Genomic DNA, 25,746 nt, shown 5'->3' with positions numbered 1-25,746 from the left:
AATGGATGACAAGCTCTCCCGCGCCATTGCTAAACGCCATGACGATCTGGTCACGTTGACGCAAGAACTGATTCGATTTCCAACGATAAATCCGCCTGGCGAGGCCTATGCACCTTGTGCCGAATACCTTGCTAAACGGCTGCAGTCGGTCGGTTTCGAGACACAATTGATTCGCGGTGAGGGCACACCAGGCGACACCGATCGATATCCGCGCACCAATGTCGTGGCCCGGTTCGATGGCCGTACTCACGGGAAGACGGTCCATTTCAATTCCCATATCGACGTTGTAGACACCGGCGACGGCTGGACCGTCGATCCGTTCGAAGGGATTGTCAGGGATGGCAAGATTTACGGACGTGGCGCATGCGATATGAAGGGTGGGCTTGCGGCCTCGATGATTGCGGCCGAGGCATTCATCGAGGTCTACCCCGACTTTCCTGGCGCAATTGAAATTTCAGGCACTGTGGATGAGGAGTCCGGCGGTTTTGGAGGTGTTGCCTATCTTGCTAGCAAGGGCTTCTTCTCGAAGCCGCGTGTCGACCACGTTATCATCCCCGAACCACTCAACAAGGACCGCATCTGCCTGGGTCACCGTGGTGTCTGGTGGGCAGAGATCGAGACGAAGGGTGAGATCGCTCACGGATCGATGCCGTTTTTGGGTGATTGCGCCATCCGGCATATGGGTGCCGTCCTCGATGCTTTTGAAGAGGAACTTTATCCGGCGCTTGACCGGAAGGTGACGAGCATGCCCGTGGTGCCTGAAGGCGCCCGCCGTTCGACGATGAATATCAATTCCATCCATGGCGGCCAGACTGATGATTATTCCGAGCTTCCCTCGCCCAATGTGTCCGATAGCTGCCGCTTGACCATAGATCGCCGATTTCTGCTTGAAGAAGACATCGCGGAGGTGAAGCGCGAAGTCATTTCGATTCTCGACAGACTGCGCTGGGAAAGGCCGAAGTTCCACTACAACATTCGCGACATTATGGAAGTGCAGCCGCTGATGACGGAGCGCCATGCGCCGGTGGTCACTGCCGTTGCAGAGGGTATCCGCTCCGTGTTTGGCAAAGAACCGGAATACGTGATTTCACCCGGAACCTACGATCAGAAACACATCGCGAGAATCGGACTTTTGCATGACTGCATCGCCTATGGCCCGGGCATACTCGACCTTGCGCATCGGCCCGATGAATATGTCGGGATCGAGGATATGATCGAGTCTGCCAACGTCATGGCGCTCGGGCTTAAAGTGCTACTTCTGGGATCGATCTGAACGCAAAGTTTTGGGGAGTTGTTGCATGAAGTTTTGGAAGTTGGCCCTTGCAAGTGCCGCAATCGCGTGGCTTTCGTCTACCGTTTCACTGGCAGCGAAGACCGCCCTGGTACTTGGCATCGTACTTGAGCCGCCGCATCTCGATCCGACGGCAGGCGCGGCGGCCGCGATTGACGAGATCGTCTACGCCAACATCTTCGAGGGGTTGACGCGTATCGGCCCCAAAGGCGACGTGCTCCCGGCGCTTGCAGAAAGCTGGACGAAATCGGACGACGGAAAGGTCTACACATTCAAACTGCACCGAGACGTGAAATTCCATGACGGCACATCGTTTGGCGCTGATGACGTCAAGTTTTCGCTTGATCGCGCGCGCGATGGCAAGTCCACCAACGCGCAAAAGGGACTGTTCGCGGCTATCGATAAAGTCGAGATCGTTGATCCGCTGACGGTCAAAGTGAGCCTGAAACAGCCGAGCGGCGATTTTCTTTATAATATGGGGTGGGGCGATGCCGTGATTGTGGCTCCGGAAAGCGCAGAGCTCAACAAGCAAACGCCTATAGGTACGGGCCCGTTCAGGTTCGATTCGTGGGCCAAGGGTTCACAAATCGTAATTGCAAAAAATCCTGTATACTGGGGCACACCGGCGTTGCTCGACAAAGCCACGTTCCGCGTCATCCCTGATCCGGCGGCTGCAACGGCGGCACTTCTGGCAGGCGATGTGCAGGCTTTTCCGGTCTTCCCCAGCTACGAGACCATTCCCCAGTTTCAGGCTGACCCGCGTTTCAAGGTTGTCATAGGGACAACCGAAGGTGAGACCGTTCTCGGCATGAACAACAAGAAGCCGCCCTTTGACAACCTGAAGGTGCGACAAGCTATTGCCCATGCCATTGACCGCAAAACGTTGATCGATGGCGCCATGTTCGGTCTCGGAACACCGATCGGCTCATTTTTTCCGCCACATCATCCATCCTATGTCGATCTGACGTCCGAAACCAACTATGATCCGCAGCTTGCCAAGAAGCTGCTTGCCGAGGCAGGTCATGCAGATGGGTTCAAGACAACATTGAAGCTTCCGCCGCCTACCTATGCCCGGCGCGGCGGTGAGATTATCGCTGCCGAGCTGCGCGAAATCGGCATTGAGGCAGAGATCATACCCGTTGAATGGGCCCAGTGGCTGGATCAGGTTTTCAAGAACAGGGACTATGACCTGACGATCGTTTCGCATACCGAGCCTAACGATCTGAATATCTTTGCCCGCGATGATGACTACTACTTCAACTATGACAATCTCGCGTTCAAGGAACTCGTCAAACAAATAGACGCCGTCTCGGATGGATCGAAGCGCACCGAACTCTACAAGCAGGCACAGAAGGTATTGGCGAATGACGTACCTGCAGCTTTTCTGTTCCAACTCCCGAAGACCGGCATCTGGGACGCGAAGGTTGAAGGGCTTTGGGAAAACGGCCCGATCCAGGCCAATGATCTGACCGCTGTGAAATGAACCAACTGATGCGGGCTGGTGTTCTGACCCAATGCTAAGCTATTTTGCAAAGCGAACGATGATCGGCATCCTCACGCTACTCGCTGCGTCTATCATTGTATTCGCGGTGCTTGAAGTTGTGCCGGGCGATCCTGCGCGGCTCATGTTGGGGATGAATGCCACCGATGACGCCGTCCGTGCCCTGCAAGAGCAGATGGGACTAAATCAACCATTGCTATTGCGTTACCTCAGCTGGCTCGGGGGCCTTCTTGGCGGAGATCTCGGCAGGTCCTATACATACTCGGTTCCGGTCTTTGACCTTATCACGGAGCGCGTCGCAGTTTCATTGCCGCTCGCCCTTGCCTCCTTGGCAATGTCCACTTTGATCGCCATTCCCGTTGGTATGTTTACCGCGTCTAACCGTGGCAAGCTCTCCGATACGGCAACAATGGGTATCGCGCAGATTGGTGTTGCCATACCAAGCTTCTGGTTTGCGTTGCTATTGGTGTATGTGTTCGCGGTAACATTGCGACTCCTGCCGGCCGGTGGGTTCCCTGGCTGGAATGCCGGCCTCGGTGCGGGATTGAAGTCACTGATACTTCCATCGATCGCACTCGCCCTGCCCCAGGCAGCAATATTGGCCCGCATCACTCGCTCCGCCTTGCTGGACGTACTTGGCGAGGACTATATCCGCACGGCTCGAGCCAAAGGCCTCAGCAAACGCCAGATCTTGTATCGGCATGCCCTTCGCAATGCACTCATTCCAGTATTGACAATCCTAGGCCTGCAATTTGCCTTCCTGCTAGCCGGTACTATCATCATCGAGAATGTCTTCTACCTGCCCGGTCTGGGACGCTTGGTGTTTCAGGCCATCACGCAGCGCGACCTGATCGTGGTCGAGGGCGTCGTGATGCTGCTCGTCGCAACTGTGATCATCGTCAATCTGCTGGTCGATCTATCCTATGCGATAGTCGATCCTCGTTTGAGGAGCCAACAATGAACATTGCGTGGCAGACAAGCGTCGGAAAAGCACTCTCAAACAGATCTTTCTTTATTGGTCTGATTATCACTGGCGCTATCGCACTGGCGGCGTTGGTCTCATTCGTCTGGACACCCTATCCGGTCGGGGCGTTCGATATCGCGGGCAAGTTAAAGCCTCCCTCGGCTACGCACTGGCTGGGCACGGATCATTTCGGTCGTGATATACTTTCCATGATCATGATCGGAAGCCGCAATTCGATCGCTGTGGCTTTTATCTCGGTTGCGATCGGCGCTGGTATCGGCGTTCCGCTTGGGCTGTGGGGCGCTGCAAGTGGCAGCTTCGTTGACGAGGTACTGGTGCGTTTCAACGATTTGGTCTTTGCTTTTCCGGCGCTGCTGTCGGCGGTCATGATTACAGCAGTCTTCGGCCCTGGCACCATTAACGCCATCGTTGCCATCGGGATCTTCAACATTCCGGTTTTTGCCCGCGTCGCCCGCGCCGCGGCTTTATCGCTTTGGCCTCGGGAGTTCGTCATTGCAGCAAGTGCTGTCGGCAAGAGCACTGCGCGTATCACACTTGATCACATCCTGCCCAACGTGGCGCCCCTCCTCATCGTGCAAGGAACTATTCAGTTTTCTCTCGGTATCCTTGCCGAGGCGGGTCTGTCCTATGTCGGGCTTGGTTCTCAGCCGCCAATGCCAAGTTGGGGGCGCATGCTTTTCGAAGCCCAGACAATGATCAGCATAGCGCCACATATGGCACTCTTCCCCGGTCTTGCCATCGTCATAACTGTCCTCGGACTTAATTTGCTCGGCGATGGATTGCGTGACGTTCTTGACCCGAAGTTCGAATGAAGAACTAGAAAAGCAGCCCGATAAGAAAGAGCACAAAGATCGTAGCGGTGAAGATTCCGGTCGTCACGTTGAAAATATCCAGCGCTTCTTCAATGTTTTCGGCTCCCGCGTCGCGGCGCCCTGCCCCGTTGAGCAATGGTTCATTGGCAACGACACCTCCATAGATGCGCGGCCCTGCGAGCGCTACTTCTAAAGCACCCGCCATTGCGGCCTCAGGCCAACCAGCATTGGGCGAGCGATGTAATCGCGCATCCCGCATCATTACATTGAATGATCTCCGAGCCGCGTCATGGCCGTGGACGATCCAGGCGGCGGCCGAAATCAGAAGGCCCGTCAATCTCGCCGGAATCCAGTTGGCAACGTCGTCGAGCTTGGCTGCGAACCGGCCGAAATCGCGATGCCGATCATTCATATGGCCGATCATTGAATCGGCCGTGTTCAGCATCTTGTAGGCAAGAAGACCGGGAAGGCCCAGAAGTACGTACCAGAATGCCGGCGCTATGATGCCATCGGAGGTGTTTTCCGCGAGGCTTTCAATGGCAGCACGGCTTACGCCGGCATGATCGAGCACTTCCGGGTCGCGCCCTACAATCATGGAAACTGCGCGGCGAGCACCAACGATACCCTCATCGCGCAATGCCATGGCAACACGCCCGACGTGATCGCCGAGGCTCTTCTGTGCCAAGAATACTGCAACGATGAGCGCCTCTATCAGTCCGCCAAATGGCTGGATTGTTCCCAGCGCCAAATGCACGAGCAGGCCGATCGCCCCCGCGAGCACCAGCAAACCCAGCATTGCGAGAAAACCATCGCGGCGCCTCTCATCGTCTGGCTTGCCCGCATTGTTGAATTGCTGGTCGGCGAAGTCGATTGCTTTGCCGAATAAGAACACGGGGTGAGGAACCTTCTGCCACAGGCCATCCGGGTCGCCGAAGAAGCGATCGGCGAGCAGTGCAAGGAATAGAATCAAAAGGTTGGTTTCCATGGACAATTTGACCCTGTTGAATCAGAATATCAGCAGCCGCCTACTACACCCAAAGCTCGAACGAGGCGCTTCTGCAACCGTTGAGCTGCGATCTCATCCACTGGCAGACCAAAACGCAACCATTGTGGCGCGTATTCGAATTTTCTCGTCAATACATGTTGTGTGCAAAGCGCCTGCTGCAGTTGCTCTGCCCGAGCAAACTCCACCAACGAAAACAGCGCTGTCCCGCCAACTTCTACGAGGCCGGATTGGGCAAGCACAAGCTTTAGCAATTTGCGCCGGGCTTCCAGACGCTCTGAAAAATTTGCAAGATCGTCTTTAGCGGAAAACGCATGCGCGGCGATCGCTAGTGCGGGGCCTGAAACTGCCCATGGACCAAGTCGGCGGCTGAGTACTTGTGCAATCTCGCCCGTTGTCAATGCAAAGCCCAGGCGGAGTCCTCCGAGTCCAAAGAATTTGCCGAAGGATCTGAGAACGATCAAACCGCTCATACCTGAGTGGGTGGCGATGCTCACTTCGGGATGCGCATCTGCGAAGGCTTCGTCGACGATAAGAACGCCGCTCCTGCCCGCCATCCTTCTGGCGAGGTCCAGCAACGGTTCCTTCGGAATAATCCTGCCGTCGGGGTTATTTGGATTGACGATGATGACAACCTTCGCGGATGGCGCAACCTCATCTATGTTCGTACAGTTTGAAAGTCGCCAGCCAGCATCAAGGAATGATGCACCGTGTTCCTGATAGGTTGGACCGAGAATCGCGACTTCGCCTTTGGCCCCTAGAATATGAGGGAGCAGCTGGATGAGAGACTGGGTACCCGGTGCCGGGACGATACCCGCCAGATGCCCGGCCCCATAGTATTCTCGGGCGCCGTCGATCGCTGACCTCAATAGTTTCTCGTCCGGCAATCGGTTCCATGTCTCTTCTTTGAATGGCGGCAGAGGAAAGGTCTCCGGATTGATACCCGTTGAAAGGTCGATCCAGTCACCCGGTGTTCCGCCAAAACGTTCAATAGCGCGATCGAGCGCGCCACCGTGCTCGATACGCATCATCCTGCCAGATCAACTATGTGCATATATGAACCGCTAACTGATCCAACCCGGAGACCGGCTTCACCCAGGTCTTCCCCCAGCGCGTCGCGAACACGAAAGAGGCGCGCGCAGGCGCCCTCACGAACGATGCTTGCATAGTGAAATTCATGACCGGTCAGCTCCGACGGAAAAGGAGCGGCAGCGAGCGGCTCGAGACGACGATAGCCGAGATGCATCTTCCTCTTGGCGAAGCTGGTTTCAACAGGCAGTAGTCCAAGCATCGGATGCACCATACCCGAGGCATCTTCGATACTCTCGCCAAGCACCATATAGCCGCCGCATTCCCCGTAAATTTGAACATTATTGGCGGCCGCCGACTTCATGCCGGCTGCGAATTTACCTGAACTTGAAAGACGTGCAGCGTAAAGTTCGGGATAGCCGCCTGGCAGGTATATCGCATCGCTGTGCCCGGACGGAGCTTCATCCGCGAGCGGAGAGAAGTATGTTATTTCTGCGCCCCGTCGCCGCCAGCCATCGAGAAGATGCCAATAGGAAAATGCAAAAGCGTTATCGCGGGCAACGGCGATCCTTTGCCCAAGCGGCGGAATGCGGGACACATTGGCCATCGACGCCGCCGTACCATAGCCATCTGCCATCTGCCGTATGCGCTCAAGATTGATCCTTTCCTCAACGATCCGGCCTGCTTGGTTGATGAAAGATTCCAGGTCGATATGCTCGCCGGCCTGAACCAGTCCAAGATGACGTTCCGGCAACTGAAGTTTTTCGTCGCGATACAAGCAGCCGATAACCGGGATTCCCACAGTCTCCAAGGCCGACCGCAACATGGCCTCGTGTTTCGGACTGCCAACCCTGTTCAATATGAGACCAGCGATCATCACATCACGGCGAAAATCCCGAAAACCACTGACGAGAGCGGCGATCGAATGCGACTGGCGAGCGCAATCGACTACCAGTAAAACTGGTAATGACAGATGTGCCGCGAGATCGGCGGCGGATCCTCGCCCATCGCTGGCACCATCGAAAAGGCCCATCATACCTTCAACAACCAACATCTTGTCGCCCTCGACATGGCGCGCGGCCAAAGCACTGATCAAATCAGGCCGCATGGCCCAAGGATCAAGATTGACGCAAGGAGCGCCACTCGCCACAGCGTGATAGGCGGGGTCGATGTAATCGGGTCCTGCCTTTGCCGGCGCAATCTCTACGCCGATATTTCGCAGCGCACGTAAAAGCCCCAACGTCACCGTCGTCTTGCCACTCCCCGAAGACGGAGCGGCGATAATCAAGCCTTTCATCCCGCATCCTTTTCATGGCGGGTTCCAAGAGGATCTCGCGTGAGTACACGTCCCTCAACCGCACCCAGCCAGTCGAGAGCGGCACGCAGGCGAACGACTTGCCCTACTACGACGATGGCGGGAGGTTGAAGGCCGGCCCGCTGCACGTCAGCCTTGGCATTTTCCAGCGTGGTTTCCAATACGCTTTGCTTCCCGGTCGTGGCATTGCAGACAAAGGCGACGGGTTCGTCCCGGGAACGACCCGCATCGATCAGACGCGAAGCAATGATGTCAATATGCTTCATCGCCATGTACATGACGATGACTGAAGAGCCTTTGGCAATACTTTTCCAGTCCATCGAATCGGGAATTAGACCCGTGGCGTCGTGTCCGGTCAGAAAGGTCACACTTTGGTTTGTTTCGCGGTGAGTGACGGGGATGCCTGCATATGCAAGGCCACCGATACCGGCTGTAATGCCGGGAACAATCCGGAATGGCACCTTGTGCTCAACCAGCGTGAGTGCTTCCTCACCACCTCGTCCGAAAACAAAAGGGTCGCCGCCCTTCAGGCGAAGTACACGCTTGCCGGATCGCGCCAGTTCCACCAGCCTCAGTGAAATATCTCGCTGTTGTGAAGACGGCTTGCCGCCGCGCTTGCCAGCATACTCGAAGGTAGCTGACGGACTGGCAAACGACAGACAATCCTCGTTTACCAGAGCATCGTAGACAATGACTTCTGCTTGTTCGAGTGCATTGACGGCATGGAGAGTCAAAAGGCCAGGGTCACCCGGCCCTGCACCCACTAGCCAGACATGTCCGGCTTCTAATATTGGCAGCTTCGGCTTCATCGCACTCATCGTCTACCCCGGCGGTATACTGCGCATAGCACAATTTTTCGGGCCACAAACATGAACTTGTCCGAAAAATCATGCAACGGCCGCAGAACCTGGTCTATAAGATGCACATGAACGACGAACCAGATGGCGGACTGCGGAAGCCTGAAGAGACAAGCGAGCGACCGCTGCGCCGCGGCTGGACGACGGGCGCGTGCGCGACCGCCGCAACTAAAGCTGCGTTGATGGCGTTGATCACCGGCGAGTTCCCCGATCCCGTCGCTATCATTCTGCCGAAAGGTGAAGTTCCGCACTTTCAGCTCGCAATCGAATCGATCGGCGACGGCTACGCCATGGCGGGTATTGTCAAAGATGCTGGCGATGATCCCGATGTTACACATGGTGCCACCATAATCTCGACCGTGTTCCCTGCGCCGCCGGGAAGCGGCATCCAGTTTGTTGCAGGCGAAGGCGTCGGCACCGTTACGCTGCCGGGCCTCCCAGTTCTTCCCGGTCAAGCTGCCATCAATCCCGTACCTCGCGAGATGATGACCCGAATCTGCGAGGAAATCTGCGCCCAATATGATCTACCGGCCGACCTCGTCATTACGATTTCCGTTCCCGACGGTGAGGAGATCGCAAAGCGAACATGGAATCCCCGTTTAGGCATAGTCGGCGGCATCTCCATCCTCGGCACCACTGGCATCGTCCATCCCTTTTCCTGCGCTGCCTGGATTCACTCGATTCATCGCGGCATTGACGTATCGCGCGCTGCTGGCCTCAAGCATGTGTTGGCTGCCACGGGTTCTACCTCCGAGGATGCAGCACAGAGCATCTACGGATTGCCTGAGATCGCACTTCTGGACATGGGGGATTTTGCCGGAGGCCTGCTTAAGTATTTGCGGGTTCACCCGATCGATCGCCTGACGATTGCCGGTGGCTTCGCCAAACTGACCAAACTGGCGCAAGGCGCTCTCGATCTTCACTCCGGACGCAGTCAGGTGAGCATGACTTTCCTTGCAGACGAAGCGGAGAAACAGGGGCTTGCTCCCACCGTGAGGAACCAGATTCTGAATGCCAATACGGCGCAGGAAGTACTTGAATTGACTCAAGGTCTGGGTATTGACCTTGCCGGTCCAATAGCCGCTAAAGCACGTGAAACGGCGCTGGCGACACTCAAAGGGGCACCGGTCGACGTAGAAGTGATCGTCACCGATCGCAAGGGCAATATTCTTGCTCGTGTCTGATCGACCGATCCTCATTCTCGGTGGCACCGCGGAGGCTTCGAGACTGGCATCTCAGCTCATTGCCAGAAACTATCGCGTTATCTCGTCGCTCGCCGGCCGAACTCGCAATCCAGCAAAGCTCGAAGGTGAAGTGCGTATCGGCGGCTTTGGTGGCGCAAGAGGTCTCATCGCCTACATCGCGAGCCAGGACGTGTCGTTGCTTATCGACGCGACACACCCCTTCGCAATGCAGATCTCCGACAACGCCATTCTTGCAGCAGCTTCGACCGGAATTCTCTTCGTTCGGCTGGACCGCCCGGCGTGGCATCCTAAACCTGGCGACAAATGGTCGATCGTATCCTCGCTTGAAGAGGCCGTGTCTGCCATCCCGCCAAGAGCTCGCGTGCTGCTTGCACTTGGACGCCAGCATATTGCACCATTCTCGCGTCGGGGCGACGTGCATTTCGTCGTGCGGATGATTGATCCACCGGAAGTGCCACTAGACCTTGTCGACTTCGAACTGGAGCTGTCCAGGCCCGGCAAAACCGAAGATGAAGTCGCATTTCTCACTGGAAAACGCATTACTCATATCATCTGTCGCAATTCCGGTGGCTCTGCATCCTACACCAAGATCAAGGCGGCACGTGATCTCGGCGTCCCGATCATCATGATTGATCGCCCCGCTCGCCGTGAGGCGCATGTATTGCCGGATGTCGAAAGCGTATTGGCTTTTGTCGACGAGGCGATCAGTCTACCTTGACTTTGACCGAAGTGAATGTGTGTGATCCTTATGGTACAGGGCGGAATCACGAAAGGCTCCGGCAGACAAACCACGTCCAACAAAGATCATGGCAGTCCGGCTCAGACCTGAATCCTTCACCTTGCCAGCGATGTCTTCGAGTGTGCCATGGATGAACTGTTCGTCTGGCCAGCCCACCCGATAGGCAACAATTACCGGACAGTCGGCCCCGTAAAGTGGGCCGAGTTCTGTTTCGATATGTGCCAGGTTACGGATCGAAAGGTGGATGACCAACGTCGCTCCCGATTTACCCAGCGTTGCCAGATCCTCGCCCTCCGGCATGGACGAAGACTTCATCGAGGTGCGCGTCAGAATGATAGTCTGGCACACTTCGGGAACAGTCAGTTCCTTCTTCAAGGCCGCAGCGGCGGCAGCGAATGCCGGAACACCAGGCGTGACGTCGTAGTCGATGCCAAGAGCGTCCAGACGGCGCATCTGTTCTGCTACCGCACCATATATTGATGGATCGCCGGAGTGCACCCTGGCCACATCCTTGCCCTCCGCTTTCGCGCGTTCGTACTCTGCAACGATTTCGTCGAGTGTAAGCGATGAGGTATCTACGACCCGCGCGCCGTCGGGCACTTCCGCGACCATCTCCGCGGGGACCAGTGATCCTGCGTACAAGCATACAGGGCTGGACTGAATCAGCTTCAATCCGCGAACTGTGATGAGGTCGGCGGCTCCCGGGCCAGCTCCGATGAAATGAACCTTCATTGCTTATCTCTTCGTGATTGCCAGCGCTGCCGTTGCATGCGCCGACTTTGTTTTTCCGGCCACCAGAGATCCCCGCGGACCTGCAGCGGAAAGCGCCGCTGCTTCAGCAACACCGTGACATCCGACTAGCGCAAAGACCGCCTTCGAAGGATTGAGCAGACGCGGTGTCTGTTTTTCAAGAACTGCCGCGCTATAACAAACCAAAGGCAACGCAAGCTTTTCGGAAACTGCGATCATTGCCGGTTCATGCCGCCGCTGGTCGATTGAATAAATTCCCGTCAGGTCGCTTGCAGCAATCCCCGCATCGGTCAAAACTTTCGTGGCAAGCTTTAGCAATTCCAAGGGTTCGCATCCGCGTTCACAACCAAGGCCCAACGCATAAACCGGCTGTGCCATCAGTGTGGTTTATGCAGTTCTTCCGGCGTCACACCGAGGAGATCTGCCGTCTTGCGGATCAGGTTGGCTTCCTTCGCGTCCAGTTCGTCGTCGGCGTTGGCGATTGCTAAAAGATGGCGCAACAATTGAACTTTCCGGTCAAATGCCACGTCTGCAAAGGCAAGTGCCGCTTGGGAACTTGTCGTCTCGTAGCCGAAATCCTTCAGGTAGTCAGCCACCTCCGCAAACTCGTCAGGTGAAATTCCAAAATCATTCGCGGCAATGCGAATAATCGCCGCATATTCCTTCTTCTCGGTCTTGCCGTCTGCCAAGGCAACGTGCAGCAACAGGAGAAGCTCGGCCGTCAGGACCGGATCGTCGGCGACCTTCTGCACCGCACTCTTGGTTCCGAGATATGCACTAATTCGGTCAAAGATACTTTCGCTCATATTACCCCCAGCCTGTCCTCTTTGATTGTTCGCAGCACGGACAATGGAATTCAAGAGCGAAACGCTCGGGATTGCATGTCGATTCGTAAAATTAGAATTCGATGCCCCTTTGGGCTTTGATACCCGAGCGGAAGGGGTGTTTTATCATCTCCATCTCTGTAACCAGATCGGCAAACTCGATGAGTTCCTCCTTTGCGTTGCGCCCGGTAATGATAACATGCTTCATGTGCGGCTTCTGCCTCAGGACTTCGACGATCTCGTCGACGGGCAGATAATCGTACCGCAGCGCAATGTTTAGCTCATCGCATAGAACGAGTTCAGTCTCGTCATCCAATATCATTGCTTTCGCCTGTTCCCAGGCATTGCGCGCCATCGCAATATCGCGGGCACGGTCCTGCGTTTCCCAGGTGAATCCCTCGCCCATGGCGGAAATGGTCACCTGCTCCGGGAATTTCTCCAGAACCCACCGCTCGCCCGTATCCCATGATCCCTTGACGAATTGAACCACGCCAATCTTCATACCATGGCCCAGCGCCCGGAATACAACGCCGAACCCGGCTGTGGATTTTCCCTTGCCCTTGCCTGTGTTAACGATCACGAGACCCTTTTCGTCTGTCTTGGTAGCTAGAATCTTGTCGCGCACCGCCTTCTTCTTGCGCATTTTATCCGCGTGCCGCTCATTGATTTCCGCTTCGGTCAAATTCTGCAGTTTCTGTGACTTTTCAGCCATTTGGCCTCTCCTTCGGAATCATAAAATCAAGCAGCAAGCTTGCTGAGTTCATACCGCGCCGAATTCGAACGCGGCGTCCAGAAATCTCGCGCAACGGCTTCTTCCAGCTTTCCTGCAATGTCACGCAGCGCGTGCGGGTTTTTCTCCGCCAAAAAATTACGCACGTCCTCGTCTAGGAGGAACGCCTGATAGACAGCTTCGAAATGGTGATTGCCGACTGCACCCGTTGTCGCGGCGAAGGCAAAGAGATAGTCCACAGTTGCCGCCATTTCGAATGCACCTTTATAACCATGACGCATCACACCGGCGATCCATTTCGGATTCGTTACGCGCCCCCGCACGGTGCGAGCGATCTCTTCTTCAAGCGTACGGATGACTGGCTTTTCCGGACGCGAATGGTCATTGTGATAAATTGTTGGGCGCGTTCCGGAGAGCGTTTCAATCGCCGCCGACATTCCGCCCTCGAATTGATAGTAATCGTCGGAATCCAAGAGATCGTGCTCACGGTTGTCTTGGTTCTGGACCACTGCATTTACCGTGCGAAGTCGCTCTTCCAGCAAGCCGCGCTCGGCATTGCCCTCGATTCCCGCGCCATAGGCATAGCCACCCCATACAAGCCACGCTTCAGCGAGATCATCGCGCTTCGTCCAGTCGTTTTCGTCCATGAGTGCTTGCAATCCGGCACCATACGCTCCCGGCTTGGAGCCGAACACGCGGAATCCGGCCCTCTGCTTGGCCAGCTTCTCGCCGGTGCCTTCCGCAATGAGCCGCGCTTGTTCAATGCGCATGCGTGCGGCAATAGGGTTATCCTGCTCATCCTCTTCGAGTTCACCAACAGATCGCACGGCCGTATCGAACAGCGCGATCTGATCCGGAAACGCATCGCGGAAGAAGCCTGAAATGCGCAACGTTACGTCGACGCGCGGGCGACCCAGCATTGCCGTTGATATTATTTCGTACCCGGTGACCCGGCGTGATGCCATGTCCCACACTGGTTTGACGCCGATCAGCGCCAGCGCCTGTGCAATATCGTCGCCGCCCGTTCGCATGTTGGACGTACCCCAGGCAGTGAGACCGAATGACGTCGGCCACTCTCCATGGTCCTGCGTGTAGCGGCGGATCAGAAGCTCGGCGGATTTCTGGCCGAGTTCCCAGGCAGCAGGCGTCGGAACAGCGCGCGTATCGACGGAAAAGAAGTTGCGCCCGGTCGGCAGCACGTCCGGCCTGCCGCGCGTCGGCGCACCCGAAGGACCCGGCGCAACGAAACGACCATCCAAGGCAGTGAGAAAAGCATTCATCTCGGCATCACCGCACATGGCAACGGCGGGCTGCAGACTAGATCGGATGCCCGCCAGGACCATGGCCGTGGCGAACCAGCCTTCGGGGCAATCGATCTCCCCGGCAACAAGTTTTGCCGCCAGTAGCTCGACGCGCTCCACCGTATCGCCCGCGCTACGCCATGGATCATCCGAAATCGCTTGCAGGATATCAGGGCGCGGACTGAACCATGGTTTCGCCATCTCGCAATCAAGCGGATCGAACCCCTCGAGCCCCAGGTCAAGCGCGATGGCTCGCTGCAGGCTTTGATCGGCCCCATGTCCGGCTCCACGCGGCACGCGCGCCAGCGCCACCACAAGATCGGTCAGCAGGCGCCCTTCCGGCGAGCGCCCGAAAATGTGCAGGCCGTCGCGAATCTGCATTTCTTTAAGATCGCACAGATAGGCGTCGAGCTTTTGCAAGGCGAGGTCATCAGCATCATGGTCATGAATACCTGCATCGCTGTCGAGCCCGATGTCTCTCACAAGATCGAGGATTTGAATCTTCAACCGCGCGAGGCGACGCGGATCGACACCTGACGCCTCATAATATTCATCCACGAGCGCCTCAAGATCCTTCAGCGGACCATAGCTCTCGGCGCGAGTCAGCGGTGGCGTCAGGTGATCGATAATGACTGCGGATGAACGCCGCTTTGCCTGCGTGCCTTCGCCCGGATCATTGACGATGAACGGATAGATGTGCGGTAGCGGCCCAAGCACGGCTTCCGGATAGCAGTTTTCCGAAAGCGCCAGCGATTTGCCCGGCAGCCATTCAAGATTACCGTGCTTGCCGACATGCACAATGGCATGAGCATCATAGACTTCACGGAGATAGGCATAAAAAGCGAGGTATCCGTGCGACGGCACGAGACCCGGTGAATGGTATGTCTCTTTCGGATCGATGTTGTAGCCTCGCGCTGGCTGAATGCCGACCAGCGTCCCGCCAAATCGCGCCAGCGGCAAAGCGAACGTCTCAGCCTGCTTCATGAAGTACGGGTCCGCGTCAGGTTCGCCCCAGCGCGATACGACCGCCGCTTGAATCATCTGCGGAAGTTTCTCGAAGAAGCTCCTGTATTGATTCAAGGAAATGGTTTCGCGTATTTCCCGTCCATCGCTCGCAGCGTTTGTCGGCCCCGCCATCAGATGGTTGATCAGTGCGTCGCCATGTGCGGGAACGTCAGCAACTGGATAGCCCTTTTCACGCATGGAGTTCAGTATCTGCCAGGTGCCTGCTGGTGTATCCAGCCCTACGCCGTTACCCAGCCTGCCATCACGGTTGGGATAATTCGCCATGATGAGAACGATGCGCCGTGCCGTCGACTTTGCTTCACGAAGTCGCGCCCAGTTCGCTGCCAGCGCCGCCACGAACTCAACGCGATCGGCCAAGGGTTCATGCGTGACGATATTAGCCTCCACCGCCTCGTCGTAGCGGCGTGCTGATTTGAACGAAACGGCCCGCGATAGCACCCGGCCGTCTACCTCGGGCAGTGCCACATTCATTGCCAGATCGCGTGCAGAAAGACCTTGATCTGAGTCGCGCCACTGCTCGGCGGTCGATCCGGAAAAAATTACCTGCAACACGATCGCCCCATCATGCTCAAGCACGGTGGCTTTGCGCGCGGCACCCGGCGCGGAAACCGCAAACCCGGTTGCATTGAGGACGACACAAGGCCGGGCATCACCGAATATGTCCTCCAATGTTGCCACTGATACGGGGTCTTTCAAGCTGGAGACGAACACCGGCAAGGGATTGAGGCCCTTGGCTCTCAGCGCATCGACCAGAGCTTCGACAGGCTGTGTCTGGCCGCTTTGTACCAGCGCGCGATAAAAACAGATCGCAACAACTGACGATCCCTCGTTCCAAAATCCCCGCACCTCCTCAAGCGAAGGCACTGCAATATCGGGCCACCACAACCCTGCTTTTAAAAGCGGCGCGGCTTCTGGCGGCTTGTCCTCGCCGTCGATCAGCGCGTAGCAATAATCCAGAAACCGCGAGGCATTTTGCGGCCCGCCCTCAAGCAGATAGTGCCAGAGCGCATCCCGATCCTGCCGCGAAACCGTGGAAAACCGGTCCAGCCCCGGGTCCGGTTTATCGTCACCTGGCAGCACCGCTAGTTGTATCTTGTGGTTGATGGCGCACGCATGCAGCGCTTCCAGCCCATAAGGCCAGTAGCTTTCGCCGCCGATAATCCGCACCACAATAAGCTTGGCATGACGCGCCGTACGCTCGACATAGGCATCGACTGACATGGGATGCGCCAACGCCATCATATTGGCGAGGCGCAACGAGTGGGCATCGCTCTGTCGCCGGGCAGAAGCCAGGCTTGCCAGTTCCGTATCGGCAGCGGAAAGAAAAAGCACATCTCCCGGCGTCTGGCCGAGGTCTATAGCCTCGGTGCCCTCAGCGATCGTGCCTTTCTGGGCAAGCAGGAGATGCATTCAGTTTCCTATCAGGCCGCGGCAGCGTTCATTGCGGTTGAGATGGCCGCCGCATCGATATCGTGCAAACCAATCACGACGAGCCGCGTCTGACGCTCTTCGTCGGGGTTCCAGCTTCGGTCGAAATAATGCTCGATACGCGAGCCAACGGCCTGAATCACAAGACGCATGGGCTTGCCGGGAACATCGACGAAGCCCTTGAGCCGCAGGACGTCGTGATCAGCAATCACTGCTTTGAGCTTTTCAACGAATGATTTCGGCTCGGCCACCGGGCCAAGTCCCACGACAAAGCTCTCGAACTCGTCGTGGTCGTGCTCCTCACCGGCCGCATGTTCCATTTCATGGTGCGATTGACGGTTGGCAATGTCTTCCTCGGTGCCGATGCCGAGCCCGAGTAGCAGTTCGTTGCTGAGCTTGCCGTAACTTGCCGCAACGATGTTGAGTGGGCGTAATGACCGGCTTTGGACGTCGCTTTTCACATTGTCGAGTTGATTCCCGCTAATCAGGTCAGTCTTGTTCAGCACAATCAGATCAGCAGCGCGAATCTGGTCTTCGAACAGCTCTTCCAACGGACTGTCATGATCAAGCGATTCGTCCTGCTCGCGTTGCGCATCCACTTTGTCATGGTCATCGGCAAAACGCCCTTCTGAAACAGCCGCCGCATCGATGACCGTAACCACTCCATCGACCGTTACCTGCGTCTTGATCTCGGGCCAGTTGAAAGCCGCGACTAGCGGCTGCGGCAACGCGAGGCCCGACGTTTCAATTACGATATGATCGAAACGGTCCGGCCGATCCAGAAGCTTGGTCATGGTTGGGATGAAATCGTCGGCCACAGTGCAACAGATGCAGCCATTGTTCAGCTCGATCATATCCTCGTCGCGGCAGGCTTCAATGCCGCAGCCCTTAAGCAGATTGCCGTCGACGCCGAGATCGCCAAATTCGTTGATGATCAGCGCAATACGCTTGCCATTCGCGTTTTCGAGCAGGTTGCGGATCATCGTCGTCTTGCCCGAACCGAGAAAGCCGGTAATGACGGTAGCCGGAATCTTTTGGCCCTGCATGATGTTATCCCTTCATTTTGATCGGCAGCCCTGCTGCCACGAAATAAACTGTTGCCGCAGCCGCTGCCACACCTTGATGAAGCCGGCCCGCGTGGTCGCGAAACGCGCGAGCCATGCGGTTTTCCGGCACAATGCCAAGGCCAACCTCATTTGAGACCAGCACCACGGCGCCCTTCATCTCTATCATCGCAGCCAAAAGCCGCGCTGTTTCAGTTTCGATATCCCGCTCCGCCATCATCAGGTTCGTGAGCCACAGCGTCAGGCAATCGACAAGAACCGCTTTTGTGTCAGAGCATTCTTTCTGCAATGCGCCGACTAGATCGAGCGGTTCCTCGATGGTTGTCCATTTCGCGCCGCGACGCTCCTTATGCTGGGCAATGCGCGCTGACATTTCGTTGTCCCACGCCCTGCCGGTGGCGAGGTAGACCGCATCCATTGCCGACGCTTCGATCAAACCCTCGGCAAAGGCGGATTTACCGGAGCGCGCGCCGCCAAGAACAAATGTTGCGCCGCGTCGTTCCAGTTGCATCAGGCATCAAGCTCCGATTGCGCATACTGCTGAATGGCCCAGCCCAGCGCCGTCCCCAGCACGATCCAAAAGAACAGGTTGGTCGCGAGCGTCGACACTGCAAATTCGGAAGCCAGCGTCGCCGGCACGGCGGAGTTCAAATTCTGCGCTTGTGGCGCACCATAGACATGCGGCGCAACGATCAGCAAAACACCCGCAATTCTCGCCCATATCTCATTTCGAAGCACGATGAGATAAACACCGCCTGCTGACAACACCACTGTGACCAACCACCAGGCCTGCCTTGCAGCCAAGTCGGCCGCAGGCATTGCCGGCAATTCCGGGGCAAGGCTGAAGGCGGGCGCAAGATTGAAAATGAAGAACCCGGCAAGGCCCCAATAGATGCCGTTCTGCAGCGTGATCCTACGGCCAAGGAAAAGAGCAGCAGCGCCTGTCATGAGCGCAAAGCCGGCACCTGCGACGAGGTTGATCAGCAGTGTATTACCGAGACGCCCGAAGGGAAGTGCCGGGCTGGCCTCCTCCTCGTGCTCATGCGGCACTGCGGCGGCAGCAGCGTCATGGCTGTGCTCATGTCCTCCTGCATTTTCATATTCTTCCGCGTGGAGGATAAGCGGTACGGTCCGCACGTACATGGCCGGGGTCAACAGAATACCGGCAAACAATCCAGCCACGATCGTGGCCAAAAGATACCTAACCAACATGGAACTCACTCCCGATCCCTAAAACGAGACGCCGGGCACCCAACCAGGTCCCGGACCAAACAATTGTAATTTTTCTATGCGAAAGAGCGCTTGGCTGAATCGTATATTCAGCTAGTGAAAAATCTCAATGGCAGGGAAATCCATATGAATGGCGGGTGTCATGGGCTGTGTCATGCATCGTTTCGGAATGCGAAAGACCGACGCCATAAACGATGAAGGCGCCAAGCATGAGCGAAAAAACCGCTGTCGTCAGACGCGAAGCGAGCGGGAGAGAAATCGTAGTCGAAGTACGTGCAGCAGCCATAACAACCTCCGTGCAGGGCCAGAAGGGACAATCCCCTTCGGTTTTGGGCACAATTGCCCTATGACTGGCAGGTCTCCTGGCTCGCGGGTCACAAGATCAATGCCGCCTTCCCGGTTCCCCAGTGGCTGCCGTCAGCTTTCGCCTCCGGCTCAGACATTGACCCTCACCGCTCTACAGTCGCGGGGTCGGCTGCGGTTAGGCTGCCCTGATGGGTACGGCCGTCGCATTCCCTTTTGATCCCTTGGCCTTTGGCCGATATCGGGAACCAATCATGATTGACGTTATTCATCCGACGTCAGGAAATGTCAAACGAAACTGTGACGCCGACCAGGTCTCGGCTTCACCGTCGCGCGCCCATCCCCAACAGCGCTTCAATATTCAGCTCTTCCGCCAGCTGCGCTGCGATCGAATCCAGCGCCGCATCGACCCCCCCGTGATAGTCCAGCGCATCGGCTTCGACGCCCATCGAGTTTAGCAAGGCCGCGCGGAAAGCATCGTCGCCAAACAGACCATGCATATAAGTGCCGAAAATCTTGCCGTCCGCCGAGATTGCGCCATCGTCAACTCCATTGATACGCACGGCGGGGCGTTCACAATCCGGTCCCGTCGTATGTCCCAGATGTATCTCGTATCCCTTCAAGGATAGATCGAATTGCAATGAATGTGCCTCGACATTGCGAACGGTTTTTCCCGGTTTCATTACGGTATCGATATCGAGATAGCCTAGGCCGTCTATCTCTGTCAGGCTCCCTTCAATTCCATCGGGATCGCGCACCGAGCGCCCCAGCATCTGATAACCTCCACAGATTCCGATGATATGACCGCCCCGCCGCCTGTGCATATCCAAGTCGCGGTCCCAACCATTTTCGCGGAAGCGCAAAAGATCGCTGATCGTCGACTTCGAGCCCGGAATGATCACCAGGCCGGCATCGGCGGGCAGACGCTCGCCACTGCGCACCATGACCAATTCCACCTGCGGCTCGGCCATCAGCGGGTCGAAATCATCAAAGTTTGCAATCCGGTCCAGTATAGGCACGGCAATTTTCAATGCCCTCCGCCGCTGGCCCTTGACGAGCCGCTCCAGAGCAACCGAGTCTTCGGCAGGCAATCTGGAAGCATCCTTTAGCCACGGAACGACACCATACGACGGCCAACCGGTGAACTTGGTTATAGATTTCAAGCCATCATCGAAGAGCGAAATATCGCCGCGAAACTTGTTGATGATGAAGCCTATGATCATGTCGCGATCCTCCGGCTCCAGAATGGCATGAGTGCCAACAATCGACGCTATGACACCGCCCCGGTCTATGTCTCCGACCAGAACTACGGGGACGCCGGCTTTCCTGGCGAAGCCCATATTGGCGATGTCACCCGCACGCAGGTTGATTTCCGCCGGCGAGCCTGCGCCTTCAACGATGACCAGATCGGCGCCATTGCATACGATATCCCACGACTCCATCACAGCATCGAGGAGTTGCTCCTTAAGCTTTTGATAGTCGCGCCCCCTCGCCTGCCCCCAGACCTTGCCCTGCACGATGATCTGACTGCCGGTTTCCGACTGCGGTTTCAAAAGTACCGGGTTCATATGCACGGACGACGGAATGCGACATGCGAGCGCCTGTAGCCACTGGGCACGTCCGATCTCGCCTCCATCGTCGCTAACCGCAGCATTGTTGGACATATTTTGTGGTTTGAAAGGTCGTACTTCCAATCCGCGATTGCGTGCCAGGCGGCAAAGTCCGGCTACCAGCACGGATTTCCCAACATCTGAGCCTGTTCCCTGCAACATGATTGCGCGCGTCATGGGCTGGTGTTAGCGGATATGTCTTTCTCTTCCAAGCCCCACCGGAGGCGTTGCGCACCCTGGTGCTTGAGATAGAGTGGCGGGTGATAAGAATATCGGGAGGTTAGCATGGACACGCTCGTGGATTCGGCGTCGGGCCGGTTCGAACTCAATGAAGAGCAGCTGGCGATCCAGGAGTTGGCGAGCGCGTTTGCTGCCGATCGGGTTGCGCCCAATGCACTGATCTGGGATCGCGAGAAGTTCTTTCCAGCTGACGTAATTCGCGAGACCGGTCCGCTTGGTCTGGGCGGCATCTATGTGCGCGAAGACGTGGGCGGCTCGGGGCTGAAGAGGCTGGATGCAGTCCTGATTTTCGAGGCCCTCTCGGCGGCGTGTCCCGCATTCTCCGCATTCATCTCGATCCACAACATGGGAACGTGGATGATCGACCTTTTCGGCAATGAGGAGCAGCGCCGTCGCTTCGTACCGAGGCTGACAGCTATGGAATGGCTCGCAAGCTATTGCCTGACCGAACCAAATTCGGGCTCCGATGCCGCGGCGCTGAAAACACGAGCAGTGCGCGACGGCAACGAATATGTGCTCAACGGCGCCAAGCAGTTCATTTCAGGTGCCGGCGACTCTGATATTTACGTGACTATGGTCAGAACCGGCGAGGATGGGCCCAAGGGCATTTCCGCGCTTGTGATTCCGAAGGACGCGCCCGGCCTGTCGTTCGGCGCCAACGAATTCAAGATGGGCTGGAACGCCCAGTCCACGAGGCAAGTCATCTTCGATAATTGCAGGGTTCCGGTTGAGAACAGGCTTGGCGACGAAGGCGACGGATTCAGGATCGCCATGGGTGGTCTCGACGGCGGCCGACTTAATATTGCGGCCTGCTCACTCGGGGGCGCGCAGTCGGCGCTCGACAAGGCCGTGGCTTATGCCGCCGAGCGCCGTGCCTTCGGCAAGGCAATCAACCAGTTCCAGGCGTTGCAGTTCAAGCTTGCGGATATGGAGACCGAACTTTCCGCCGCACGCATGCTGCTCTACTCCGCTGCGTCCAAGCTTGATTGCAAGGCTCATGACGCGTCGAAATGGTCTGCTATGGCCAAGCGCTTTGTAACCGACGTGGGCTTCGATGTCGCCAACGACGCTTTGCAGATTCATGGCGGCTATGGCTATCTGCACGATTATGGCATCGAGAAGATAGTGCGAGACCTGCGCGTTCACCAGATACTGGAAGGTACGAACGAAATAATGCGGGTCATCATCGCCAGGCATATGATTGGCAACTGAAACTAATTTATCAGGAGGAACGCCGCGATGACGACAATCGCCTTTATCGGTCTCGGCCATATGGGAAATCCCATGGCAGCCAATCTAGTCAGGGCCGGACACAAAGTGCTCGGCGTTGATCTTCTGCCCGAAAATCTTGAAACTGCTCGAGCCAACGGCGTCGAGGTGAAGGACAGTGCAGAAGCGGCGGTCGCTGATGCCGGCATTGTCATCACAATGCTGCCTGCCGGAAAGCACGTGTTGTCGGTCTATGAATCGATTGCAGCGAGTGCTCGAAAAGGAGCGCTTTTCATCGATTCGTCGACGATCGATGTAGCCTCGGCACGAAAAGCTCACGAAATCGCTCAGGCGAATGGTTTGCTCTCCGTCGATGCGCCGGTTTCGGGCGGCATTGGCGGGGCGGCGGCAGGAACACTCACCTTCATGGTCGGAGGTAGCGCGGAGGCATTCACCAAGGCGGAACCCATTCTTGATCCCATGGCGGGTCGCATCGTTCATTGCGGTGAGCCCGGCAATGGCCAAGCCGCCAAGATTTGCAATAATATGATTCTCGGCATCTCCATGATCGGCGTAAGCGAAGCCTTCACACTCGCGGAGAAGCTTGGCCTGTCGCACCAGGCGCTTTTCGACGTAGCCTCGACCTCGTCCGGACAATGCTGGTCCCTGACAACATATTGCCCGGTACCTGGCCCGGTTGCAGCTTCTCCCGCCAATAATGCCTATAAGCCAGGTTTCGCCGCAGCGCTGATGTTGAAGGACCTTGAATTATCGCAGGAAGCTGCAAGAAGTGTAGGTGCAGCGACCCCGCTCGGCGCCCACGCCAAAGACCTCTATGAGGCGTTCGGTGCCGCTGGCAACGAAGGTACTGATTTTTCGGGGATCATCAATTTCTTGCGGGATTCGAGGCGCGAAAACTGAACCTGGAGCAACTTCATAAAAGACCTGCAATTCACGTTTGCTTAAGCTCTTGCTAACCTCGCAGTAACGATATCCGGATAAAACTCTAGGGGGTGAGCAGACTGCTCACCTGCTCCGGATCAGGTACTGCGTACCGGAGCTGAATCTAATCCCATTCAATTGCGAAGACGCGCTGTCAATTCCGGACGGCCCGCATGGTACTTATCAACGCCAGACTTCTTGACGCAAAGAAAAACCGCCGCCTGAAAAGGCAGCGGTTGCGAAATCGATTGCCACGTCAGCCGGCCGAACGCGTCCATATGAAAGACACAGCCGACGCAATGCCGCTCTTGACGTTGTTCGACGGCGCATTGCGCTTTTCGGTGGCATTCCACGAAATATGAACGCGATTGTTGCGGTTGAAAATATAGAGCATTTCTGCACCTCGAAGAGAAACCTGTTGCTGCCCTCCAAATGCGCTTCTTGCCTAAAGTTTGATCAAGAAAATTCGCCACAGCATGTCGCATTTGCGGTATTGCCACCAGCAATTTTGCATAACACCCATATTGGAAATGCTTACCTGCCTTGGATATCTTAGGCGCTTGCCGTGAACTGACCCTATGACGCTAACGGAAACGCCCATCGCCTTGGGCGGCAAGCGTCTCGCAGGGAAGCGAAACCGCGGTTATCAATTGAATTGCTCATGGACTAAAGCGTTGATCTTTTGTCTCTTCGTTTGTTACGATGGCTTTATGGGCAAGGAAAGGATTGAGGCACCGCATTCATTCTCCCGGCGTCGTTATATCGACAGGCCTTGTCGCGATGCACCGCATTTATTCAAAGAAAGCATTGCATTCTGCCGGGATAAGGATGCCAAATGGCACATAAGCGAACGACTGGGTAGGACAGTACCAAGTTAGAATTCGTATTTGGGTGAACTGTCAAAGAGTGGGAGTTAAAGAACATGAAGAAGCTACTCGCTTCAACTATATTGGCCGCTGGCCTTTTCGGTTATGCCGGATCGGCTTCGGCCGCAGACTGTGGAACTGTTACAATCGCCAACATGAACTGGCCGTCGGCCGAGGCTTTGGCGAATTTGGACAAGCTTATCCTCACGGAAGGCTATGGCTGTGACGCAGAACTGGTCGCTGGCGACACAGTTCCGACCTTTACATCCATGATCGAAAAAGGGCAGCCGGACATCGCTCCGGAGGGTTGGCTTAACACTGTACGCGATCAGCTTGAAAAAGCAGTCAACGAAGGCAAGCTCGTCTATGCGGCCCCTGCGATCACCGAAGGCGGCACAGAAAGCTGGTGGATACCAAAATACTTTGCTGATGAGCATCCCGACATCAAGACCATAGCAGATGCCATGAAGCATCCGGAACTGTTTCCCGCTCCTGAAGACCCCAAGAAAGGCGCAGTCTACAACTGCCCGTCTGGCTGGGCGTGCCAAATCACGACCACCAACTTCTACAAGGCCTATGGCGGCGACAAAAACGGCTTTACTCTTGTCGATACAGGTTCGGCAGCCGGTCTCGATGGCTCGATCGCCAAGGCTTACGAGCGCAAGGAACCATGGCTGGGCTATTATTGGGGACCGACTGCGATCCTCGGCAAATACCCCATGGTCAAACTCGACAATGGCGTACCGTTCGACGAAGCTGAATGGAAACGATGCACCGTCGTTGCCGACTGCCCGGATCCTAAGCCAAATGGTTGGGCAAAGTCCGATATTTACACGGTTGTTACCAAGAAATTTGCTGACTCCTCTGGCCCGGCGTTCGACTATCTGAAAAAGCGGCAACTCTCGACTGAAGAGTTCAACAAGTTGCTCGCCTGGATGGTCGACAATCAGGCGACGGGCGAAGATGGCGCCAAATATTACCTCAAGAACAATGAAGCCGCTTGGACAAAGTGGGTTTCTCCGGAAGCCGCAGAAAAAGTCAAGGCAGCCGTACAATAAGTGTCGGATACGGCGAAGCTCGGCTTCGCCGTATCTCACTTTTGATAGGTTGAACGCCCATCATGTTCAACCGCTTCAGTCATTCAAGAGCGTCGCGCCTGGATGATCATGGAAGGGGCATCGATAAATGGAATGGTTTTACTCGTTTCCAAATATGAACGACGAGACGTTGCGCAACCTGAAAAAGGCGATGGATGAGGGTTTCAAGGCTTTCACCCGTCAATACGGCGATGTCATCGAGTCGTTTTTTCAGCCCCTGCAATATTTCCTCATTCAAGCAGAACGCTTTATGACGACAACCCCATGGCCAGTGATGATCGTACTCATTGGCGGGATTGCATGGATTGCCAGTCGCAATTGGAAGATCGTGGGCGGGACTATCCTGACCCTCCTCCTGATCGGTTATTTCGATATGTGGAGCGATGCCA

At 56.3% G+C, this 25,746-nt stretch carries 24 protein-coding genes, 1 pseudogene and 1 riboswitch; of the genes and pseudogenes, 10 read left to right on the top strand and 15 right to left on the bottom strand.

Annotated elements, in window-relative coordinates; all coding sequences use genetic code 11:
* The first annotated feature begins 1 nt into the window (after nucleotide 1).
* From CU100_RS07995 to CU100_RS07980, 4 genes are read left to right on the top strand one after another with little or no spacing between them, the layout of a single operon-like run.
* Nucleotides 2-1,273 carry an acetylornithine deacetylase/succinyl-diaminopimelate desuccinylase family protein gene (locus tag CU100_RS07995; protein ID WP_106716087.1) on the top strand — a complete coding sequence of 424 codons (1,272 nt, stop codon included), beginning with the start codon at nucleotides 2-4 and terminating at the stop codon, nucleotides 1,271-1,273.
* A 25-nt stretch (nucleotides 1,274-1,298) separates the two neighbouring features.
* A complete protein-coding gene (locus tag CU100_RS07990; protein WP_106716086.1) occupies nucleotides 1,299-2,774 on the top strand; it encodes an ABC transporter substrate-binding protein in 1,476 nt (491 codons plus the stop codon).
* Between the two features lie 31 nt (nucleotides 2,775-2,805).
* Nucleotides 2,806-3,753, top strand: coding sequence for an ABC transporter permease (locus CU100_RS07985; protein WP_106716085.1), 948 nt, complete (start codon nucleotides 2,806-2,808; stop codon nucleotides 3,751-3,753).
* Nucleotides 3,750-4,589: an ABC transporter permease gene (locus CU100_RS07980; RefSeq protein WP_106716084.1), complete on the top strand. Its 840-nt coding sequence runs from the start codon at nucleotides 3,750-3,752 to the stop codon at nucleotides 4,587-4,589. The genes CU100_RS07985 and CU100_RS07980 overlap by 4 nt, the downstream gene beginning before the upstream one ends.
* A gap of 4 nt (nucleotides 4,590-4,593) precedes the next feature.
* On the opposite strand, the gene cbiB is transcribed toward CU100_RS07980, so the two are convergent.
* Genes cbiB through cobA form a run of 4 tightly spaced genes read right to left on the bottom strand, consistent with a single transcriptional unit; the run spans nucleotide 4,594 to nucleotide 8,754 of the window.
* Nucleotides 4,594-5,574, bottom strand: a complete 981-nt coding sequence (gene cbiB / locus CU100_RS07975; RefSeq protein ID WP_106716083.1) for an adenosylcobinamide-phosphate synthase CbiB — start codon at nucleotides 5,572-5,574, stop codon at nucleotides 4,594-4,596.
* A 29-nt stretch (nucleotides 5,575-5,603) separates the two neighbouring features.
* On the bottom strand, nucleotides 5,604-6,620 hold the full coding sequence (gene cobD / locus CU100_RS07970; RefSeq protein WP_106716082.1) for a threonine-phosphate decarboxylase CobD: 1,017 nt from the start codon (nucleotides 6,618-6,620) through the stop codon (nucleotides 5,604-5,606).
* Entirely contained in the window at nucleotides 6,620-7,918 is a 1,299-nt protein-coding gene (locus CU100_RS07965; protein WP_106716081.1) for a cobyrinate a,c-diamide synthase, read from the bottom strand. Before CU100_RS07965 ends, cobD begins: the two co-directional genes overlap by 1 nt.
* Entirely contained in the window at nucleotides 7,915-8,754 is an 840-nt protein-coding gene (gene cobA / locus CU100_RS07960; protein WP_106716080.1) for a uroporphyrinogen-III C-methyltransferase, read from the bottom strand. Before cobA ends, CU100_RS07965 begins: the two co-directional genes overlap by 4 nt.
* Before the next feature lie 107 nt (nucleotides 8,755-8,861).
* On the opposite strand from cobA, the gene CU100_RS07955 reads away from it, so the two are divergent.
* Both CU100_RS07955 and CU100_RS07950 read left to right on the top strand, forming a co-directional pair.
* Nucleotides 8,862-9,977: a cobalt-precorrin-5B (C(1))-methyltransferase gene (locus CU100_RS07955; RefSeq protein WP_106717159.1), complete on the top strand. Its 1,116-nt coding sequence runs from the start codon at nucleotides 8,862-8,864 to the stop codon at nucleotides 9,975-9,977.
* Nucleotides 9,964-10,716 carry a cobalt-precorrin-6A reductase gene (locus CU100_RS07950; RefSeq protein ID WP_210280557.1) on the top strand — a complete coding sequence of 251 codons (753 nt, stop codon included), beginning with the start codon at nucleotides 9,964-9,966 and terminating at the stop codon, nucleotides 10,714-10,716. The genes CU100_RS07955 and CU100_RS07950 overlap by 14 nt, the downstream gene beginning before the upstream one ends.
* On the opposite strand, the gene cobM is transcribed toward CU100_RS07950, so the two are convergent.
* From cobM to CU100_RS07900, 10 genes are all read right to left on the bottom strand, one after another.
* Nucleotides 10,708-11,469: a precorrin-4 C(11)-methyltransferase gene (cobM, locus tag CU100_RS07945; protein ID WP_106716079.1), complete on the bottom strand. Its 762-nt coding sequence runs from the start codon at nucleotides 11,467-11,469 to the stop codon at nucleotides 10,708-10,710. The two genes, CU100_RS07950 and cobM, sit on opposite strands and share 9 nt — an antisense overlap.
* 3 nt (nucleotides 11,470-11,472) lie before the next feature.
* Nucleotides 11,473-11,865 (bottom strand): cobalamin biosynthesis protein, encoded by a 393-nt coding sequence (locus CU100_RS07940; protein WP_106716078.1) that lies wholly within the window; start codon nucleotides 11,863-11,865, stop codon nucleotides 11,473-11,475.
* A complete protein-coding gene (locus tag CU100_RS07935; RefSeq protein WP_106716077.1) occupies nucleotides 11,865-12,293 on the bottom strand; it encodes a tellurite resistance TerB family protein in 429 nt (142 codons plus the stop codon). The genes CU100_RS07940 and CU100_RS07935 overlap by 1 nt, the downstream gene beginning before the upstream one ends.
* 91 nt (nucleotides 12,294-12,384) lie before the next feature.
* Nucleotides 12,385-13,023, bottom strand: a complete 639-nt coding sequence (gene cobO / locus CU100_RS07930; protein WP_106716076.1) for a cob(I)yrinic acid a,c-diamide adenosyltransferase — start codon at nucleotides 13,021-13,023, stop codon at nucleotides 12,385-12,387.
* 26 nt (nucleotides 13,024-13,049) lie between these two features.
* Nucleotides 13,050-16,778, bottom strand: a complete 3,729-nt coding sequence (gene cobN / locus CU100_RS07925) for a cobaltochelatase subunit CobN (RefSeq protein WP_106716075.1) — start codon at nucleotides 16,776-16,778, stop codon at nucleotides 13,050-13,052.
* 11 nt (nucleotides 16,779-16,789) lie between these two features.
* Nucleotides 16,790-17,842 (bottom strand): cobalamin biosynthesis protein CobW, encoded by a 1,053-nt coding sequence (gene cobW / locus CU100_RS07920; protein ID WP_106716074.1) that lies wholly within the window; start codon nucleotides 17,840-17,842, stop codon nucleotides 16,790-16,792.
* Nucleotides 17,843-17,846: 4 nt separating this feature from the next.
* Nucleotides 17,847-18,371, bottom strand: a complete 525-nt coding sequence (gene cobU, locus CU100_RS07915; RefSeq protein ID WP_106716073.1) for a bifunctional adenosylcobinamide kinase/adenosylcobinamide-phosphate guanylyltransferase — start codon at nucleotides 18,369-18,371, stop codon at nucleotides 17,847-17,849.
* Nucleotides 18,371-19,072 carry a CbtA family protein gene (locus CU100_RS07910; RefSeq protein WP_106716072.1) on the bottom strand — a complete coding sequence of 234 codons (702 nt, stop codon included), beginning with the start codon at nucleotides 19,070-19,072 and terminating at the stop codon, nucleotides 18,371-18,373. The genes cobU and CU100_RS07910 overlap by 1 nt, the downstream gene beginning before the upstream one ends.
* Nucleotides 19,073-19,196: 124 nt before the next feature.
* Nucleotides 19,197-19,376: a CbtB domain-containing protein gene (locus CU100_RS07905; RefSeq protein ID WP_106716071.1), complete on the bottom strand. Its 180-nt coding sequence runs from the start codon at nucleotides 19,374-19,376 to the stop codon at nucleotides 19,197-19,199.
* A gap of 49 nt (nucleotides 19,377-19,425) precedes the next feature.
* Nucleotides 19,426-19,661: riboswitch (cobalamin riboswitch) on the bottom strand.
* Between the two features lie 55 nt (nucleotides 19,662-19,716).
* Nucleotides 19,717-21,180 carry a cobyric acid synthase gene (locus CU100_RS07900; RefSeq protein ID WP_106716070.1) on the bottom strand — a complete coding sequence of 488 codons (1,464 nt, stop codon included), beginning with the start codon at nucleotides 21,178-21,180 and terminating at the stop codon, nucleotides 19,717-19,719.
* A gap of 108 nt (nucleotides 21,181-21,288) precedes the next feature.
* On the opposite strand from CU100_RS07900, the gene CU100_RS07895 reads away from it, so the two are divergent.
* Nucleotides 21,289-22,455 (top strand): isobutyryl-CoA dehydrogenase, encoded by a 1,167-nt coding sequence (locus CU100_RS07895; protein WP_106716069.1) that lies wholly within the window; start codon nucleotides 21,289-21,291, stop codon nucleotides 22,453-22,455.
* A 27-nt stretch (nucleotides 22,456-22,482) separates the two neighbouring features.
* Nucleotides 22,483-23,373, top strand: coding sequence for a 3-hydroxyisobutyrate dehydrogenase (gene mmsB / locus CU100_RS07890; RefSeq protein WP_106716068.1), 891 nt, complete (start codon nucleotides 22,483-22,485; stop codon nucleotides 23,371-23,373).
* 277 nt (nucleotides 23,374-23,650) lie between these two features.
* Here the strand turns inward: mmsB and CU100_RS26785 are convergent, their stop codons facing one another.
* The gene (locus tag CU100_RS26785) at nucleotides 23,651-23,788 is read right to left on the bottom strand and encodes a hypothetical protein (protein WP_170113773.1); all 138 of its coding nucleotides are present in this window, start codon (nucleotides 23,786-23,788) and stop codon (nucleotides 23,651-23,653) included.
* Between the two features lie 528 nt (nucleotides 23,789-24,316).
* On the opposite strand from CU100_RS26785, the gene CU100_RS07885 reads away from it, so the two are divergent.
* Nucleotides 24,317-25,318: an ABC transporter substrate-binding protein gene (locus tag CU100_RS07885; protein WP_106716067.1), complete on the top strand. Its 1,002-nt coding sequence runs from the start codon at nucleotides 24,317-24,319 to the stop codon at nucleotides 25,316-25,318.
* Between the two features lie 127 nt (nucleotides 25,319-25,445).
* Nucleotides 25,446-25,746, top strand: a pseudogene (locus CU100_RS07880) (proline/glycine betaine ABC transporter permease); the annotation flags it as partial.

It is taken from the genome of Phyllobacterium endophyticum (assembly GCF_003010935.1).
GTDB classification, from domain to species: domain Bacteria; phylum Pseudomonadota; class Alphaproteobacteria; order Rhizobiales; family Rhizobiaceae; genus Phyllobacterium; species Phyllobacterium endophyticum.
This window is presented reverse-complemented; position numbering and strand designations above follow the sequence as displayed.